We start from the raw sequence: 18,629 nt of genomic DNA, 5'->3' as shown, positions 1-18,629 counted from the left end.
AATTTAGTCCATATAAGTCTTCAATCGCTTCACAACGGCGCAAAACTATTTTTCCCTTCTTCGCGTAGGCGTGTTTTATTTTTACGTTATGTTGGTGGTATTAAGCTCCATTTTGAATGCGAAAATGGAGTTTTTATCATGTTGATTTTAAAAGAATTTTATTTAATGCCTAATTTGGAATGAAATGATAGCCTTGCATCAAATCAAGGAGTTATTCATGCATTACCAAGATACCGTATTCGAACATCAGATTTTTGAAAATCACAGCTTTGCTGGTGAAAACTTGAGTTATGCCAAGTTCAGTCATTGTAAATTTTATGGTTGTGATTTTAGCCGAGCCGAAATGGTGGAAGCGCATTTCGAGCATTGCACTTTTATCGAGCAAGGTGAAATTGAAGGCTGCGACTTCCACTATGCCAATTTACACGATGCCAGTTTTAAACAGTGCCAACTCTCAATGAGTCAATTTGTGGGTGCAAATTGCTTTGGCATTGAAATGCGAGAGTGTGATTTAAAAGGCGTCAATTTTTCTCAGGCGCGTTTTGCTAACCAAATTAGCCATAATGTCTATTTTTGTTCAGCGTATATCACTGCATGTAACCTCTCTTATGCCAACATGGATCGCTTGTGTATTGAAAAATGCGAGCTGTTTGAGAACCGCTGGATTGGAACTAACCTGCAAGGAACGTCATTGCAAGGCTCTGATTTAAGTCGCGGAGAGTTCTCAGAAGATATATGGAGTGGGGTGCGCATCCGAGAGTGTGACCTGACAGACTGTGACTTAACTGGATTGGATCCAAGGCGAGTGGATCTGACCGGTGTGAAGATTTTAAGCTGGCAACAATCTCAATTGCTAGAGCCTTTAGGACTGATTATTGTTTAGTTCTATCTATATAAAAAGCCCAACAAAAATTGGGCTTTGATTTAAGGTTGGCGGAGTGACAGTGTCGATCACATAACCGACTCGCCATTAACTATCAAATAGGTAGAGATACTCTCCGTAACCTTGCTGCTCCAATTGTTCTTTAGGAATAAATCGCATTGATGCGGAATTCATGCAATAGCGTAATCCTGTTGGTGCTGGACCATCTTTAAAAACATGGCCTAGGTGAGAATCACCAAATCGGCTGCGTACTTCCTTTCGCGGATAAATCAATTTGTAATCGGTGGTGATCACCACAAAAGCGTCGTTGATTGGTTTAGTAAAGCTTGGCCAACCTGTGCCAGAGCGATATTTGTCGGTTGATGAAAACAGCGGCTCTCCTGTCACGACATCAACATAAATACCCATCTCTTTATTGTCCCAGTATTCGTTTTCAAAAGGGCGTTCGGTGCCATCTTCTTGCGTCACATAATACTGCATTTCTGTCAGTGTCTTTTTGAGTTCTTCATCGCTCGGTTTGGTGAACGTTTTACCTTGGGTGAGACCATTATGCTCATCAATCATTTGACGCAAAGTGATTGAATTGGCTTCTCTGTCATCGCCAAAGATTGAATCGAGGTATTGGTCGCGACCAGACGCGTAGCGATAGTAGTTGTAGCGGACCTTATTACGCTTGTAATAATCTTGATGGTATTCTTCTGCGGGCCAGAATTTCTCAAATTGAATAAGCTCTGTTTTGAGCGGCTTTTTGAAAACACCCAATTGGTCAATGTCCGTCATGAATTGCGTAGCAACCTGTTGCTGCTCGGCATTATGATAAAAAATGGCTGGTCGATACTGCGCGCCGCGATCGACAAATGAGCCTTTATCATCGGTCGGGTCAATGTGACGGAACAATTGGTCGAGGATCTGCTCATAACTCACCACATTGGCGTCATATTTGACTTGAATAACTTCAATATGGCCTGATGTTCCTGAAGAAACCTGCTTATAGGTTGGGTTTTCTTGTGCGCCACCAGAATATCCGGAAACCACATCAATCACCCCCGGAAGCTTTTCTAAGTCAGATTCCGTACACCAAAAACACCCGCCGGCCAGTGTTGCTGTCTCGATATTCGTCCCTGCTGGCACGGCCGCTTTAGCATTATGCTGACTCGCGTTGTTATCCATATCACTGCTTGCGCGGCCAATAAATGACGCCACGACGAGTAAAATAGCCATGATTGGCAATAGCGTAGAAAATGTTCTCTTCATACCATCCTCATCTGTTTTTCCTTTATACCGATAAGAACGGCTAAGCGAGCAAAAAATTACAGGATATATTCAGAAAGGGGAGTAGTAATGCGTTCATGATGCCAGAGAACAGTCACGGATAGACGAAAAAAAAGCGAGCTACTTAGCTCGCTTTCTTAACTAACTCAACCCAATGATGTTTCCATCATCATCAAGGTCTAAGTTCATAAATGCGGGTTTTTCAGGCAAACCGGGCATTGTCATGACGTTACCACACAGAGCATAGATAAAGCCGGCTCCAGCGCACAATTTGAGCTCTCGAATTGGCACATTAAAGTGAGTTGGGGCGCCTTTCACACTCCCGTCGGTCGAAATTGACAACGGTGTTTTGGCTAAGCAGACAGCAAGATTATCAAATCCTTGCTTCTGATATTCATCAAGCTGCTGGCGTGCTTGGTAACTTAGGGTGACGCTTGAGGCGCCATAACCGACTTCAGCAACCGCCATTAGCTTTTCTTCGGTCGTCTGTTCTAGTTGATAAAGCGGTTTGAATTGCGTAGCAACTTGGCACTGCTGAACGACTTTTTCCGCCAGTTCTAGAGTGCCTTTACCGCCTCTGGCAAAACCTTCACTGATCGCAACTTCAACGTGATTTGGTAGTGCTTCAATCATGGTTTTAAGCATGGACAATTCATGTTCGCTGTCTTGCGGGAAACGGTTTATTGCCACAACCGCAGGAACGCCATATTTACTGACGTTGTCGATATGCCATTTTAGGTTATCAAAACCAGCTTCAAGCGCCGCAGAATCGTCACTAAATAGTGAGTCAGGGATTGCTTGGCCCGGTTTAAGATCATACAGACCTGAATTCGCTTTTAATCCACGTAATGTTGCCACAATGACCGCACAATCTGGTGCTTTTCCAGATACTTGCGCTTTAATATTGCATGCTTTTTCAAAGCCCATATCTGAGCCAAAGCCACCTTCAGTCACAGTGAATTCAGCCAGTTTGGTCGCGATGTTGTCAGCAATAATTGAAGAGTTACCATGGGCGATATTGGCAAACGGGCCAGCGTGGATAAGCGTCGGCACACCTTCAAGGGTTTGCATTAGCGTTGGTTCAATCGCTTCACGCATGCTAACGGTCATTGCCCCTGCCACTTGGAGATCTTCGGTTGTGACTGGGTGACCTTCTAAATTATAAGCGACGACAATGCGGCCAATGCGCGCGCGAAGATCTTTAAGATCGGAAGCCAGCGCTAATATCGCCATTAACTCAGACGCCGCTGAAATATCAAAGCCATCTTCGCGCTCGTAGCCGTTGATGGTTTTACCGAGCTCATTTTGGCCGACAGTCACCATGCGTAGAGCGCGATCGTTATGATCCATGACACGCTTCCACACCACGCGTTTTGAATCAATTCGCAGTGCGGTTAAACCACTCCGCTGTTCAAAATCGTCGTAACCATTGCGTTGCTCGTGGAAGATACGTGCATCAATCGCCGCTGCGGCTAGGTTGTGCGCGGCGGTAACCGCGTGGATGTCACCTGTTAGGTGTAGATTGAGTTCTTCCATCGGCGCGACTTGAGAGTAACCGCCACCGGCAGCGCCGCCTTTTACGCCAAATACTGGCCCCATCGAAGGTTGGCGAATACACGCTATGACTGAGCGTTCTAACTGCGCTAAACCTTGCGCCAGACCAATGGTGGTGACCGTTTTGCCTTCGCCAAGCGGGGTGGGCGTAATAGCAGTCACAACGATTAATTTCCCGCTGTTTTGTGCTGCAGTGTTTGACTGGTCATTTAGACGTTTAAGGCAATTTAGTGATACTTTCGCTTTGTACTTGCCTTGGCTATGAAATTCTTCTTCTTTTAAGCCGGCACGAATGGCAACGTCACCAATTGGTGCTAAGTTCGCGCTTCGGCAAATGTTGATATCCGACAGCATAAAACCCTCAATATTGCGAGATAAATGGATGAGCAAACGTTTGCGCAAGCATAATAGCGCCAATTTGTGCTTTGTAAAGGAATAGTTTGTAGCACGTAGCTCATCAAAAGAGAGTCACTATGAGCGCAGTGGTTAAATTCCACAAGAAAAATTTAGCGAATGGGAGTGCTTGGTACTAAGTAGAAATGGGTATTGGTGGGGAATAGGCTCAAATAAACACCACCCAAACAAAAAGCCCCAAGTTGGGGCTTTAAAATATGCAGGGCGACTTACCACTCATCGTCGGGGAAGATTTTTCCCTCTGGCGCATAAGGATCATCGTCAAAAGGGTGTTCCGCTTTACTGCGAAGCCGTTCTAACTGATGTTCAAGCATGTTAAGGGTATCATAGTCACCTTCTGAACAAGCCACGTAAATCTGTTGTTCGATAGATCGTATCGTATCTTGGCTGCTCATACACACCTCCTCAAATAGGAAAGAAGAGTTAATGATTTCTACCTATTCTCAAATCTATTGTAGTCAAGTAATCCGAATTCGATCGGTTGATCTTGCTGGTACCAACGGTGAACACTGTCACTGAAAGACCAAAAATCGGGATTACTTCGGCGAATCGAGAAGGCATCCAATAACTTAACGTAGTCATCTTCGCTGCGCATATTTTTCAACATATTTACTAGGGCAGGGATTTGACTCTCTTCAAGAGATAGGTACGCAGCAGGATAACTGCCGATCACTCCCCTTACTAAGGTTAGCGAATCATGCGCATAATCTCGATTGCTCTCCTCATCGAATAAGCTAGAGATGTTGGTATGCGCATTATTGTGCAATAACGTAAACAGCTGCTGATGGCCCTTATCGCTTTCAATCATTAGCATCATGATCTGCGGAATAGGGCGTAAGCCTTCACCTTGGATATGACTAATTTGACGCAGCAATGCTTGGTTATCAGCACTAAAGCCAGTGCTAACGATATCATAGCGATCCGTGAGAATGGGTTCGAGTTTATGCTGTAAAATATCGAACAACTCTTTCTTAGGATCGTTGGTGTGATAAGGAACTTGAGTAGGTTGATCAAACGGTTTTACATTACGCTGTAAGTAATCACTGAGCTGTGAGCTTTGGTTTTGGTACCAGCTTGATTGTTCTTTATGGCGCACATCACGTGGCAGTAAGGCAACAAAGTTACTTTCACCCTCAAGGCGTAAAAAGTCCATAAACATGCGAGTGATCAGTTGATGACCAAAATTGCCGTATACATCAAATCCAGCCACCAATAAGTAGTGAATACGCTCTAGCAAGGCATAATCTAAAACCCATGCTGTTTTAGGTTGTTCGCCTACCATGCCGCGTACTACTGACGCACTATCGAAATGTCTAAAAATCGTTAGAGCCGCATTAGGGTTGGTGCCATTGCCTGTCCAGATAAGGTTAGTATCTAGGTGCTGACCATCTTTAAATGTCTGGTTAATAAAATCAGATTTAGCTGCTAAGTAGCGTGCTTGCTGACGGGAATAGGAAACCCAGCTAGTGATCGGTAGCGTGTTGCTTTCCAGCTCGCTTGGCAGTTTGAGATTATCTTGTTGAGAACGATAAAAGGCGTTGACCTCTGGTAAATCTGACTTGTCTGGATCTAAGAAGAAAACCCAGAAGTGATCATTGATAACGTTCAATGCCAGTTGTCCGCGACAAACTGGGCCTTTGATAAAGGCAGAAATGGTGTTTTGCGCGTTATCGAGCATGAACTTAAAACGTGCTTTCACAGGAAGTTCAGTAAAAGCTGTCATCGGATTCGCGGCGACGTCAGCATCATAACTAGGCAATGTTTCTACCTGATAGTCATCGGAGAAAAACCAGCTTTGCCAGTGTCGCATGCGTTGTTCATTAAGAGAGAACGGCATATGCGTTTTATCAACGATAGTGCCTTGCTCAGGAATAAGACGATAGTACACACGTGCCACTTGTGGGTCATCATAAGGGCGGCGAGTGGCGATACGCTTTACCGGTTGCCCTGGAGGAGTTGCCGAGCGAACTAAAGTGAAAAAGCGGGGCTTCGCGTCATCAAGTTCTGAAAAATAGAGATGAGACAAATACAGGTGCTCATAAACATAGCGTGCGACCAGTTGATGTTTATGACTATCACCGTTAAATAGTGTCTCATAAACCTTAACCAGCGTTTGTTGTTCAAACGTCAGAGGAATCGCTTTATTCATGATGGCGCCATCATTTAGCCAATTGATTAGCGTAGAGTATTCCTGCTCAGAAAGGTTAGGCATACCATAAGGCATTCCCCAAGTTGGGTAATCATTTTGATATTGATCGAGCTCTTCAATGGTTGGGCATACTTGGTCACGATCGGTGGCAAAATCAAATCCTTCTAACTGCACTTGATCGGGTAAAGGGTGTTCTTCTTTCTGTACTAACAAGCGTGCGACTAAACCGGCTTCAATGTTGGCGGTAGAATTTTGATCACGCTCATTGAGTACTGGGTGAAAACCAAGCGCTCGCCACTGCTCAGTGGTGTCAGCATCTTCAAACAGACGTGTTGGTGTTGTGGCCGTTAAACGAGTGCCCTCATAGACGAGTGCTTTACTTGCGCCACGATCTATCCCTTCGACAGAACTCATTTTCAACTGGCATGGCGCATCATAACAGGCATGGCAAACGACACAGCGGTTATTGATGATGGGTTTTACGTCATCCAAAAATTGATTGCTGGCTTCGCTACCTATATCAGCTCGGCGTTCACGAACTTGAGGCTCACCAAATAATTGGTCGAAGTTTAAGCCAGCATAGGTGGCGCAGCCTGAAAAAATGGTGACCAGACAAAGAAGGAATATTTTACGTAAACTCATGGTATATCGTAGTAGTTTGAAGTTATCGTAAGTATAACGACTGATTATCAAACTGGTTAGTCATGAGATTACAACTGTTTAGTGTTTAAGCGAAAATGTAGGTTTTTTCTGACAAATTCACAATTTAGTTCACTGTTGATGCTTGATTATCATCTTGAAGAGGATTTTTTAGTATGAATCCGGTCAGGGCAATTAAAGCGCAGCTAATGGCTACCAGGCTAGAAAATAGAATCATTCTAAAACCAAAATATTGAGAGATAACTCCCATAGAACTCGTGCCAATCATTGTGCCAACAAGCATGGCGTTAGTGTAGATAGCTGAGGCTTTTCCAATACTGCCGGGAGCATAATCCTGCATAATGGTCACACCGAGACCGACAAAAATGCCGAAAAAGATGCCGTTCAATATTTGGAGGGCTAACAGTGCTGGCATTGTTTGTGCGTGCAACATGCCAATATAAAACAAAATGGCACTGAGAAATCCCCAGCGTATTATCGCAGGTTTACCCCAGCGCTCAGCCCAATTAACCGCCATTAGCATCACCGGAATTTCTACCGCAGCGGTAAGGCCAAACAAAAAGCCAGGATAAGATGTTGGTAAATTAAGTTCACGAGTGACCAGTAGCGGCATACCATTGATATAAGTGCTGTTGCCAATATTTGCGAGCAATACAATTAAGGCCAGAAACCATACTTGTTTTGGTAATGAAGTATTGGCCGTTGGTTTCTGATTGCTTCTATTCGTTGTTGGCGTCTTTAGCGTTAAGGTAACGATGAGTAATACCAACAGCGCGAAACTAATAGATAGGTAATAATTGGTGGTGAAGCCGAATTTATCAACGGATATAAAGGCCAGTGGTGGACCGAATATCCACAATAATGATACTGATGAGCGCATCTGTGAATTGATTTTGGCGCTATTTTGTCCGCTTGCGTCGGCATAGTTTCTGACCATGGTCAGAATCAGTGGGATTGCGCTCGAAGCAATTGGCATAACGGTGCAACCAATTAAGAGAGCGTGCCAGAAGTTTTCAGCATATGAAAAGCCGATCGCGGAAACGATAATGCCGCACAACGCGAAACAAAACAGACGTTTACTGGAAACACCTCGGTCTATTAATCCGGTTAGTTTTTGGCTGACCATAATGGTGATGATCGACGTTAAAGTGGTGTAGATTCCTAAATAGGCGGGTGGGGTATTGAGTTCCGTTATGAGAAATAGGCTCATGACGGGTAACATAAACGCAAACGAAAGTGCGGTCACACAGTTGATCGCGAACAGAACGCCGCTTTGTCCACGTAATAATGTGCGAAGATTACCCAAGGGAGTGCTCTCTGATTGTACCCGCGTAGGGTATAGTGATAAAGGTTATGAGAACGTCTAGTGTAAAGCTAAGTGGTTGTTTATTAGTTGATAAATTAGTTGGAATATTGAACTCAATCGCACAATAAAATGGTTCTGACAAATCCTTATTTTGTGCTCAAACGATAAAGAAAAAGGCCGCGAGGTGGCGCTCGCGGCAAAAATGGCATCGCTGCTACTCTAATGCCATCGTAATATCGTGAATCATGATTTGCGTGGCGGTGATTCCACTGGCAGAGATGTACCAAGCTTGTGGATTTAACTCCGTGATACGATTTTGCTTGCCGGCATTGGTCTGATTAATCAGTGCATTGCTAAAGCCTTGTTTTGCTGAGCCTGATTGACGACCGATTGCTTTATCTCTGTCGATCACCAATAGATAATCGGGGTTGGCTTCTGCGATAAATTCATAGCTGATCAAATCGCCATGAGCCGCAGTCACGTTATTGTTTACCACTTGTTTGAAACCAAATTCATCAAAAATGGCATTGTAACGAGAGCCCGCGCCAAAGGTTGTAATGTTGTCGCCATTGGCCATTACCATTAGTGCTCGAGCTTGTTTTGCGGAGGCGACATGGGCAATAGCGTTGATTTTGCTCTCGGTTGCCGTGATGATTTTCTCGATCTCCTCATTGCGCTGAAAAATATCCCCTATCATGCGCCATGCCAGTTGAGTCGTCGGCCAAAATCGACGTGAATCGACCATGAAAACAACGGTTGGCGCAATTTTAGATAATTCTTCGTAGGCTGAGGAACTGCGATTGCTGGCGATGATTAAATCAGGTTTTAAGGAATAAATTGTCTCAAAATCAGGCTCGTGCAACGTCCCGACACTGGCATAGTCTTGATCTTGATATTTGGATAGATACTCAGGCATAGGCCTTTTGACTACGCCGATAGGCTTAATTTCAAGATAATCGAGTACATCGAGTGCATCCATTCCAAGCACCACGATACGAGTTGGTTGAGTTGTCACTAAGGTTGAACCTAAAGGATGTTCGATAGTGATCGTCTCGCCGGTCGCTAAAGGAGAGACCGCCATCAGGGCGGTCAATAGCCATATCTTGGCTGTGTTAAACATGGGCGGTACCTTTCTAAAACGCGTAGCTAAGGTTGAATCGAAGATCACGACCAGCAGATGCGTAGCCTTGTGCGACTTCACTACCAATAATGCCCTTGTAAGAGCCATGATCGAAGTATTGCTTATCAAACACATTCTTCACAGAGAAAGTGAGAATGAGTTCTTCGTTGGTGATAGGCTGCCATTGCGCATAGAGGTCATGAACGCCGTAGCCAGGCTTTTCCGGATAGGTTGATTCATCCGCAACATCTGAAAGGCGCTCAACGAAGGTGGATGTCCAACCAAACTGCAGCGCTTGAGATACGGTATAGTTGAGATCAAGCACCCATGTGTCGCCGATTGAGGTACCCAATGTACTGTCACCATCACTCAAAGGAACGCCATTGAGCTCCGGCTTCGATTGATTGTAACCAAGCTGCGTCGAAAATTGGCCAACATGGCCACCCACATAGGCGGTGACGCCAGTGGTAATGAGTTCACCAACGTTGGTGTAATGACCGCTGGTGGCATCTTTGTCGACGACATCTTTAATTCGGCTATCAAACACGGTGATTCCGGCAAAGAAGTTATCTTTCATTACGCGGGTACCAAACTCAAAGTTTTTTGCGCGCTCTGGTCCACGATTAGGATCGTTTTCATACCAATCGATAATAAATAACTCTTTAGCGGTTTGGCCGCGAAAGGCTTCGGCATAATTAGCAAAAAGCACCACGCCAGAGGCCACTTCGTAATCGATAGCGACATTAGGGCTAAAGCCCGAGGATTCAAACTCTTGGTCGATGTTATCAGTGAGCTTATACCAATCGTAACGAGCACCAGCGCTTAGTAACACTGAGTCGTTAATCTGCCAATCATCTTGGATGAATAGGCCGTAGACTTTGCCTTTTTCATGGTCAAAGCGATTGCCATCCCAGTTGGTTTCAAATTCTGATTCATCATCGCGGTAGTCCGCCCCAATGATGACAGTATGTTGTTGCACTGTTGCCGTATTAAACAGTTTTCCGCCAAAGGTCTCGATGGTGCCATCGCTGGTGCCCCATCGAGGATTGTCGAGGTGCGCAATTCGTGAACGGGTATTGTACGCCGTTGCGTCAATCGCTATATAGTTTCCTTGCGTGTAGCGGTAGTTTAACGTCGCGGTTTTACGATCGGCTTCTTGTTCAAGCGGCGTATTTTTAAAGCTAGGTTGGAAGTGCGGTTTCGTTAGGCGCGTACCATCGTCATCACGAAAATCATACGCAAGAGAGAGGTAGTGATTGGGATTAATTTGTCCTGAAAGCTTAATCAGGCCAACGTGCTGCTCTGTGGCGGTATAGTCTTGTTCGTCGCCGTTGCCATCTTTGATGTTATCGCCATCGACATAGCCGTAGGTTGCGAGTAAGCCAAGCCCTTCAGTGATTTCGCCGTAAACGCTTGCTGAGTATTTTTGACCTTTGTTATTGGTGTAATAACCTGTTTTAACTTGTGCACCAAACTTATCGCCATTGTGCAGAAGATCGTGGGCATCTTTTGTTTTGAACTGGATTGCACCACCCAACGCGCCAGGTCCATTCGTTGCACGGCCTGCTCCGGCACTGATATCGACTTGTTTTAGTAGTTCAGGCTCAATCGATAAACGACCCTGATGGTGGAACAGATTACTTGTTTGCTGTGCGCCGTCAATCGTGACATTGAGCATGGTATCTTCAAGGCCACGGACATAAATTTTTTGACTGATCCCTGAAGAGCCGCCGACGGTAACTTCAGGATCGTTACGAAAGACATCGTTCAAATCACTCGCTTGACGTTGAGAAAGCTCTTCAGCGGTGATGATGGTATCAACCCCAATGAGTTGTTGTCCCGTGACTTCAATAATTTCTGTTTCTTGAGCGGATGTTGAAAATGCGATGAGGGCAATTGCCACTGGGCTTAACTTAAATACGGTATCCATTCCCGCAAACTCCTTAATTAAATGAGAATTATTATCGGTTGTGGATTTTGAAGATTTGCCCATATCGAGTAAATGACTTTTACAACTGTTACAAATCAATGCCCTGAACGCTATAAAGCTTTTGTGTTTGTCATGCAAATTACCGGATAAATAGTTCTTTAATGCCTGTTTAAGCTGTTTGTGAGTGATCGTGAAATTGTTAAATCGGCACTCTTTTCAGCGTTCTCATCTCATCATTTCAGGCGGGTAGTAGTACGACCATATCGAGCCCCTTACCTCTGCCATTTTTGGCCTCTACGGTACCATTAACCGCTTCTATATGGCGTTTAGCCAATGCCAACCCAACCCCAAAGCCTTTTCGAGCATCTTTCTGGTTATTGGCCTTAAAGAAAGGACGGAAGATGGTTTTGGTCAGTGAAGGGTCAAGCCCGGGGCCGGAATCTGAGATGGTAATGCTGATAGCGTGTTCTGAGTTGTCGGCTGTAATCATTAAAATTTCCCCTGCAGGTGTGTAACGCAGACCATTGCGGATGATGTTTTCTAATGCTTGAGAAAGGGCACGTTGATTCGAGTGAGTTAACATCATACTCGCGGGCATTTGACAGGAAATCGTCCGGTCTGGGTATTCAAATCGAGCATCTTCAATGATGGCATCAAGTAATTCAGCTAAGTCGAAAGACTCTTGGCATAAGTTGGGGTGTTCGTTTTCTAACCACGCCAGAGTTAGGGTATCTTCCGCCATATGACGGATGTTTTTAACCTCGGTGCGGATACGTTCAACCATAGTGTAAGAATCAATCTGGCTTTCCACACAATCTGTTGCCATTTCAACTCGAGCGAGCGGAGTACGAATTTCATGGGACATCTCAGCAATTAGATTGCGGTTGTGTTCTATGACGTTCTCGGTGCGTTCTGCCATCATGTCAAATGTCTTCGCGACCTGACTCATCTCGTCGTTACCCAGAGTAAGGTAATGGCTTACTCTTGCTTGATAGTTTCCTTGGCTAAAAGCATCGGTTGCTTTTTGAAAGCTACGCAGAGGACGCATTACGTAACGATATAGGTAGATGGTTAAACTGAGTAGGGCAATAAATGGGATCACTAAGCGAAATAGCCAAAAAGCGTGAGACATATAACTACCTGGGCGCATACGTTCGGGCAATATAATCAAAAAGTGATGATTACTGGGCGAGAGTGCCACTTCCATTATGGGATTGTCCGGGAAATCGAGATGGATTTTCCACTCTACATTCCGGCCAATGCCGTAGCCTGACCAAAAACGTTGATTGAGAGGATTGCCGCTTACCACGTCAATTTGCGATTTCACTACGGTCGCCCAGGTTTGTTCTTGGTTAGCGAGTTGCGTTAACCATTGGTTCAGGCCTTGCGTATCACCTTGTTCTATAAATTGTTGTGCAGTATCTCCCCATTGAAGTATTTCTTGTTGGTGCTGTGTTTCGATGTAGCTCATTTTTTCATTGGAGAGCAATGCAGCGCTGTGCAGCAATGAAAAGAACATCACTCCGCCAAGAGAAAGAATGATAAATAAGCGCCAAAATAAAGTCCGTTTCATTTGATGATATATCCCTTGCCATGAACCGTTTGGATGCGTCCTTGCGCCATACCAAGCGAAGAAAGTTGCTTACGCACGCGGCTTAAATGCATATCAAGTGCGCGGTCATAAGGGCTAAATTCACGTTCTAAAACAGCTTGATAGAGAAAAGGTTTACTCTGTACTGCGCCTTTATGCTGCACCAGAGTCCAAAGTAATTTGAATTGTATCGGGGTGAGAACTAATTGCTCTTCGCCATCATATTTGGTCACGGTGACTTGGTAGGATTGTTTGTCGAGCGTTAATTCTTGATAAACAAGGTAACGTGAGGAAGTCGGAGCGGCTAATTGCTGGGTTCGACGAAGCACAGCCTCTATTCTTAGTTTCACTTCTTCAAAATTGCATGGCTTGCTAATGTAATCATCCGCACCGTTGCGCAATCCTTTTATCCTATGCTCTTCTGCCCCATATGCGGTCAGCATAATGACGGGGGTTCGCGAGTGAGAACGGACGTATTTTAGCAAGCCAAAACCATCAACATTGGGCACGTTAACATCCAATAAGATCAAATCAAACTGACGCATTTTCAATAGAGTTAACGCTTGCGCACCACACTCTAGATTAGTGACGGTGTAACCATTTGCTTGCAACAGTGCGGTGAGCTGATGGTTGAGATTACGATCATCCTCCACCAATAATATTGTTCGGGTAGACGTACTATCCTCGTGACTCAATGAAGAGCTTGTAACCGGGCTTGAGTGAAATGCATCAAACATCATAATTTACCTAAGTGAATATGATTCGCATTATCAATTATATTTAGTTAACTTTCAATTTACTCAAAAGAATAGCTTGTGTGAATATGAGTTTTGCGTGTGATATGACACCTTTGAGCAAACTTGTCATAAAAAACCCGCACTAGGCGGGTTGTTCAGGGCTGGAGTGGGCGCTTATTTGAGCTTTTGAACAGTATCAACATCAATAGTAGTGGTTGTCCACTCACCGTCGACTTCGCCACGAATCACAACGGTATCTTGTGGAGTCACATCAACGCCCATCCAGTTGTCATCGTCGATTTCGATCTGGATCTCACCCGTTTTATCTTCAAACAAGTACATTTCATTACCTAAAGACTTGGTGATATTGCCCGTTAGGATGACAAAGCTATCGTCTTTTGCATTGAGAGCTTCGTTTACCGCATTGATTGAGGCAACTTCAGGGCCGTTGAAAGCCGCGAAAGCAGAACTGGAAGCAAGTAATAAAGCAGAGAGTGTGAGCATTTTTTTCATTTTGATTTCTCTTATTATTCAGAAGTAATAATTTAGAAGTATTAGTTTAGAAGCATCAGTTTAGAAGTAATAGGTTGTGCCTAGGTTGAATGAGGCCGTGTTGGCATAGTTATCTAGCTGGTACTTAACATTTGCACCCACAGTTAATTGCGGTAGAACAGCGTATTCGGTGCCGAGTGCAAACATTGCTCCAATCTCATTACTGTCTGATGAACGATGAAATAGGTTGTTGTCCATTTCGATGTCGTCGTTAGTAACCAGCTCGTATTCTTCAGATTTGCTTTCACTCGACTTGTACTGAGTATAGGTTAGACCGGCTTTAAGTTTAGTCGACCAGCGATCGTTTAAAGCATAGGTGAAAACAGGTGCAAGAGAGATCTGTTTTGCTTTTACTGATGAATCCCATTCCATTTCATGGTGATAATCTTTACCTCCCACGTTGGCGATACCCAGTTTTTTCGACTGGCTATCGTCAAGGTCAAATTGGCTGTAACCAAGCTCTACGGCCCATGAAGGGGAAACGGAGTAGCCAAGAAATACAGTCATGATGCTATCATCTGATTTGGGTTCGAGTTTGATGCCTTCAGCTTTGAAAGTGCTGTCAAAATCGGTATTGCTTGAACCAAAACCATATTCCAATCCAACATAGGGTGCTGCCGTTGCAGAAAAAGAACAGATAACGAGCAGACCGAGTAAACTTTTCTTCATGATTTCATTCTCTTAGTTATTGTGCGCATAGTATGCGTGCAAGAATGTGAAGCGTTCGTGAAGGAAGAAGTGTAAGCCTTGTTGAGATAATCTGAAGAGGTGAAATTTATGCTTTCGCAAATAAACAGTCAGCAGATGAATAGGTTAGAAGTTCAAGCTAGATATAGACGTAAAAAAGGCCTAACCATTAGGTTAAGCCTTTCGTTTTAAATCAATTCGCAATTATGCGTTTTTCAGCTCAGCAACTTTTGCTTCTGAAAGTGGTTTGGTTACAAGTGCTAGTACAATACACACAGCCATCATTACTGCAGAGATTGTGTAAGCTAGGCCGTAACCGTCACCGTTAGTCATTGAGAAACCAACAACTGCCGCGCCGATTGCACCACCGATACCCCATGATGTGTAAAGCACACCGTAGTTAGTACCGTAGTTTTTCAGACCGTAGAATTCAGCGGTTAGAGTAGGGAATACCGCTAGTAGCGTACCGTAACCTACTGCTGCAACCGCAGTACCGATGATCAATGTTACTTCTGATTGGAACGTTGCGAACAGTACCATGTTGATACCTTGTAGAACGAACGCTAGAAGAAGAGTGCGAACACCACCAATCTTATCTGCAAGCATACCTGCACAAACACGGCCGCCTGAGTTAAAGATTGCTAGAAGCGAAGCTAGGTAAACTGCGTTTGGCAGGTTAGCTTGCACGCTTGCGATTGTAGTGATGTTACCGATGATCATAAGACCAACTGACGCTGCAAGTGCGTACATGATCCACAGTGAGTAAAACTGTGGTGTTTTAAGCATTGCTTTCCAAGTTAGGTCTTCAGATTTCTTAACCGCTTTAGGTGCTTGGCCTTCTTTTAGTTTAGGCTCAGCTGGCGTGTAATCTGCTGCTGGGTTGTTGATGGTTGCCGCTAGAGGAACTGCAATCAACAAAATACCAACACCTAGGATCTTAAAGCTGGTTTGAATGCCCATGCTATCGATCAGTGCAGAAGTCACTGGAGCTAGGTAAATAGCAGCAAGGCCAAAACCTGCAGCGATTAGACCGTTAACCATACCTTTCTTCGATGGGTGGAACCATTTCATCGCTGAAGGTGAAAGACACGCGTAACCAAAACCGATACCAGCACCAGTAATTACACCGAAAGTGATGTTTAGCATCATTGGTGTATTAACAAAGCCAGACGCGATCATGCCAAGGCCAGTAAGAACTGTACCTAGGATAAGGATCATGCGAGGACCCATACGGTCTTGAAGGATGCCTGCAACAAGAAGACAGATAGAGAAAGTGATAGTTGCTGTTGCGTATGGTGCAGATGCTTCTGCAGCACTCCAACCAGATTCAGTGACTAACGCTTTATTAAACACACTCCAAGCATACAGGATGCCAAGACAAAGGTTGATACAGAATCCTGCTAAAAGGATACGTGAAGCTTTATCAATCTTGCTCATATTCTTCTCATTTGTCCCCATTTCTGAGGATGGTTAACACTCGATATATTAAAAATAAGTTTGCGTTTATCAACATAAAGCGCAATGGGCGCGAATTATAACCAATTGAAGTGTGATTGGAATCTCTTTTTCTGCGATTCTTAAAATTAATTCCGTATGTTAACTATTTGGTATTTATGTTACCTCTTTGTGCTTTAAAGGCTGGGTGGAATTGACTTGGTTTCATCAACCAAACGAATGCATCTAAAAAGGAATAAGTTACGGTATTTATTTCTATATGAAGAGATATTAACTGGCGGTTAGCACTATTTGAAACTGGTTAGTTTTCTGTCAATTAAGGCTTATATCTCTTTGCAAGATAGATGACTGAGAGTAGCATGCGCGCCGAATTTGAAATTTTGGTAGTAATAATGAAAGCAAAAGCAGTAACAATGGCGGTGGTAACGGCGCTGAGCGTTTCGTCTCTAACGGGCTGTATGGGTCAAATGGCGACAACTGGACTTGTGTCGAAATTCAATCTTGAGATTGTCGACAACCGCTACGGTCGTGAAGGTGTATTCTTACTTCTATCACCAGTATATGGTTTGGCTGGTACGATTGACCTATTCATCTTCAACTCAATTGAATTTTGGACTGGTACTAACCCGGTATCGGGTCGCTCTCCAGCGGTTGTCGATACGCCAACCAAAAACTACATCAAAGTGAATGGTCAATTGGATCCTGCATTAACGGGCGTACCGCTAACCAGCACCAATAACATCGAGAATGCGACCATGTCGCAAATTGATGAAGACACCATGCAGATGGACATTACCTATATTGACGGCCAACACAAAGTGTTGCGCGGTGTCAAAGGTGCTGAAAGTGTAGACTTTTACTTGAATGATGAGTTAGTAACAACCGTTTCTAACCAAGAGTTAAGTGATTACATTACTTCCGCTCAAATCTAATTGAAGCGCTAGGATTTCAAGCCCTCAAAAATTGAGGGCTTTTTTGTGCCCGCAGGAAAATGCCCAGAAAGGTATGTGATGTCTGTCGTATAAACTCAATAGCATAACGAATGATTAGCGTATTTAGACTATATACATGGAGGGAATAATTCCTATTCATATTGCTAAGTCTCATTTAGTGATCCGTTGTCTGTTGTTTTGGTGGCTGTTGTGTCTCGTTTTCTATCACTGCTTCTATTTGTTATTGCATCAGCATCTTCTGCTGAACAGACCGACCAGAGCGAAACTCTTATCATCGCTAACTCTAAAGCGTGGAAACCATTTTCATTTATCAACAGTAGCGGTCAACCTACAGGAATACTGATTGACTATTGGCGTGAGTATTCTCGTGTCACAGGGCAGCCCGTTGAATTTTTATTACTCGATTGGGCCGATTCGCTTAAAGCGGTGGCTGATGGGCGTGCCGATTTCCATGCAGGCTTATTACTGTCGAAAGAGCGAGACCGCTATTTAGATTTTAGCCAACCTATTCTGACCATTGACACCCAGTTATTTGTGAATAAAAAACTGCTTAGTTTTGAAATTTCAGAACTCATCACGGGAGAGCATAACTTTACACTTGGCGTGGTTGAAGGCGGATTTGAACAAGAATATGCGAGTAAGAACTTTCCCAAATTGGCGACAGTCAACTATTCCAACAACCAAGAACTGATCAAAGCCGCTTTTGAAGGGCGTATCGATGCTTTTGTCGCTGATCTACAAGTGGCCAATTTCTATTTTCAAAGCGTCGGGCGAAGTGATCAATTCGCTAGTGTTTTTCACCTCTATTCTGGAATCGTGAGGCCCGCAGTAGCGGAAGGCAATGGCGAAATGCTACTTAAGATAGCGGAAGGTATGAGCCTAATCAGTGAAGAAGATAAGCATCGTATATTTAATCGTTGGATGTACATCGAAACTGTTTACCCTAATTATTTAATGCCGCTGCTGCTTATGTTGATGATTATCGCGATCATCAGCTACATGATTATGTTGAGAATGGCGGTAAAAGCAAAAACGCGACAATTAGAGAAGGCCAATAGCGAACTAAGATGTTTGTCTGAAACAGACCAACTGACAGGGTTGAGTAATCGACGCCACTTTTATCAAGAGTTTAGTAAGACGGTGGCTCAAGGTAGTAGCGTGAGTGTATTGCTGTTTGATATTGACGACTTTAAAACGATCAATGATACCTACGGTCATCAGGTTGGTGATGTCGTGATCCAACAAGTTGGTAGAGCGGTGAAGCAAGTCTCAAAAAGCTCGTATTTGATCGGCCGAATAGGTGGCGAGGAATTTGCTGCGGTTTGTCGCAATAGTACGGTTGAGGAAGCCTCTCACTATGCGGAAG

15 protein-coding genes are annotated in these 18,629 nt (G+C 44.1%); 3 read left to right on the top strand and 12 right to left on the bottom strand.

Annotated elements, in window-relative coordinates; all coding sequences use genetic code 11:
- The first annotated feature begins 217 nt into the window (after positions 1-217).
- Complete coding sequence (locus RH86_RS05240; RefSeq protein WP_009385382.1) at positions 218-883, top strand: Qnr family pentapeptide repeat protein; 666 nt, start codon at positions 218-220, stop codon at positions 881-883.
- 87 nt (positions 884-970) lie between these two features.
- Here the strand turns inward: RH86_RS05240 and msrB are convergent, their stop codons facing one another.
- The 12 genes from msrB to RH86_RS05180 form a co-directional block, all read right to left on the bottom strand.
- On the bottom strand, positions 971-2,137 hold the full coding sequence (msrB, locus tag RH86_RS05235) for a peptide-methionine (R)-S-oxide reductase MsrB (protein ID WP_009385381.1): 1,167 nt from the start codon (positions 2,135-2,137) through the stop codon (positions 971-973).
- A gap of 159 nt (positions 2,138-2,296) precedes the next feature.
- Complete coding sequence (locus tag RH86_RS05230) at positions 2,297-4,063, bottom strand: formate--tetrahydrofolate ligase (protein WP_009385380.1); 1,767 nt, start codon at positions 4,061-4,063, stop codon at positions 2,297-2,299.
- 269 nt (positions 4,064-4,332) lie between these two features.
- A complete protein-coding gene (locus tag RH86_RS05225; RefSeq protein WP_005598439.1) occupies positions 4,333-4,518 on the bottom strand; it encodes a hypothetical protein in 186 nt (61 codons plus the stop codon).
- A gap of 38 nt (positions 4,519-4,556) precedes the next feature.
- Positions 4,557-6,914, bottom strand: a complete 2,358-nt coding sequence (locus RH86_RS05220) for a fatty acid cis/trans isomerase (RefSeq protein ID WP_009385379.1) — start codon at positions 6,912-6,914, stop codon at positions 4,557-4,559.
- Between the two features lie 124 nt (positions 6,915-7,038).
- Complete coding sequence (locus tag RH86_RS05215; RefSeq protein ID WP_009385378.1) at positions 7,039-8,238, bottom strand: sugar efflux transporter; 1,200 nt, start codon at positions 8,236-8,238, stop codon at positions 7,039-7,041.
- A 214-nt stretch (positions 8,239-8,452) separates the two neighbouring features.
- Complete coding sequence (locus RH86_RS05210) at positions 8,453-9,358, bottom strand: siderophore ABC transporter substrate-binding protein (RefSeq protein ID WP_009385377.1); 906 nt, start codon at positions 9,356-9,358, stop codon at positions 8,453-8,455.
- Positions 9,359-9,371: 13 nt separating this feature from the next.
- The gene (locus tag RH86_RS05205) at positions 9,372-11,288 is read right to left on the bottom strand and encodes a TonB-dependent receptor domain-containing protein (protein ID WP_009385376.1); all 1,917 of its coding nucleotides are present in this window, start codon (positions 11,286-11,288) and stop codon (positions 9,372-9,374) included.
- A 238-nt stretch (positions 11,289-11,526) separates the two neighbouring features.
- Entirely contained in the window at positions 11,527-12,861 is a 1,335-nt protein-coding gene (locus RH86_RS05200) for a sensor histidine kinase (RefSeq protein WP_009385375.1), read from the bottom strand.
- A complete protein-coding gene (locus tag RH86_RS05195) occupies positions 12,858-13,616 on the bottom strand; it encodes a response regulator transcription factor (protein WP_009385374.1) in 759 nt (252 codons plus the stop codon). Before RH86_RS05195 ends, RH86_RS05200 begins: the two co-directional genes overlap by 4 nt.
- A gap of 174 nt (positions 13,617-13,790) precedes the next feature.
- On the bottom strand, positions 13,791-14,129 hold the full coding sequence (locus RH86_RS05190) for a YgiW/YdeI family stress tolerance OB fold protein (RefSeq protein WP_009385373.1): 339 nt from the start codon (positions 14,127-14,129) through the stop codon (positions 13,791-13,793).
- A 60-nt stretch (positions 14,130-14,189) separates the two neighbouring features.
- Positions 14,190-14,837 (bottom strand): AcfA family outer membrane beta-barrel protein, encoded by a 648-nt coding sequence (locus RH86_RS05185; RefSeq protein WP_009385372.1) that lies wholly within the window; start codon positions 14,835-14,837, stop codon positions 14,190-14,192.
- 222 nt (positions 14,838-15,059) lie between these two features.
- A complete protein-coding gene (locus RH86_RS05180) occupies positions 15,060-16,292 on the bottom strand; it encodes an OFA family MFS transporter (protein WP_005598456.1) in 1,233 nt (410 codons plus the stop codon).
- Between the two features lie 410 nt (positions 16,293-16,702).
- Between RH86_RS05180 and RH86_RS05175 the strand changes: the two genes are divergently transcribed.
- Entirely contained in the window at positions 16,703-17,242 is a 540-nt protein-coding gene (locus RH86_RS05175; RefSeq protein ID WP_174269665.1) for a DUF3332 domain-containing protein, read from the top strand.
- Positions 17,243-17,452: 210 nt separating this feature from the next.
- On the top strand, positions 17,453-18,629 hold a 1,177-nt coding region (locus RH86_RS05170; protein WP_009385371.1), incomplete at its 3' end, for a diguanylate cyclase domain-containing protein.

Source organism: Vibrio sp. N418, assembly GCF_000222565.1.
Classification (GTDB): Bacteria; Pseudomonadota; Gammaproteobacteria; order Enterobacterales; family Vibrionaceae; genus Vibrio; species Vibrio scophthalmi.
The sequence above is the reverse complement of the archived record's forward strand: the minus strand, read 5'-3'. Positions and strand labels throughout refer to the sequence as shown.

Bases quoted from the DNA above. Each gene is read 5' to 3' on its own strand.
- RH86_RS05240 (WP_009385382.1), top strand. From the start codon at position 218: ATGCATTACCAAGATACCGTATTCGAACATCAGATTTTTGAAAATCAC.
- msrB (WP_009385381.1), bottom strand. From the start codon at position 2,137: ATGAAGAGAACATTTTCTACGCTATTGCCAATCATGGCTATTTTACTC.
- RH86_RS05230 (WP_009385380.1), bottom strand. From the start codon at position 4,063: ATGCTGTCGGATATCAACATTTGCCGAAGCGCGAACTTAGCACCAATT.
- RH86_RS05225 (WP_005598439.1), bottom strand. From the start codon at position 4,518: ATGAGCAGCCAAGATACGATACGATCTATCGAACAACAGATTTACGTG.
- RH86_RS05220 (WP_009385379.1), bottom strand. From the start codon at position 6,914: ATGAGTTTACGTAAAATATTCCTTCTTTGTCTGGTCACCATTTTTTCA.
- RH86_RS05210 (WP_009385377.1), bottom strand. From the start codon at position 9,358: ATGTTTAACACAGCCAAGATATGGCTATTGACCGCCCTGATGGCGGTC.
- RH86_RS05205 (WP_009385376.1), bottom strand. From the start codon at position 11,288: ATGGATACCGTATTTAAGTTAAGCCCAGTGGCAATTGCCCTCATCGCA.
- RH86_RS05200 (WP_009385375.1), bottom strand. From the start codon at position 12,861: ATGAAACGGACTTTATTTTGGCGCTTATTTATCATTCTTTCTCTTGGC.
- RH86_RS05195 (WP_009385374.1), bottom strand. From the start codon at position 13,616: ATGTTTGATGCATTTCACTCAAGCCCGGTTACAAGCTCTTCATTGAGT.
- RH86_RS05190 (WP_009385373.1), bottom strand. From the start codon at position 14,129: ATGAAAAAAATGCTCACACTCTCTGCTTTATTACTTGCTTCCAGTTCT.
- RH86_RS05185 (WP_009385372.1), bottom strand. From the start codon at position 14,837: ATGAAGAAAAGTTTACTCGGTCTGCTCGTTATCTGTTCTTTTTCTGCA.
- RH86_RS05180 (WP_005598456.1), bottom strand. From the start codon at position 16,292: ATGAGCAAGATTGATAAAGCTTCACGTATCCTTTTAGCAGGATTCTGT.
- RH86_RS05175 (WP_174269665.1), top strand. From the start codon at position 16,703: ATGAAAGCAAAAGCAGTAACAATGGCGGTGGTAACGGCGCTGAGCGTT.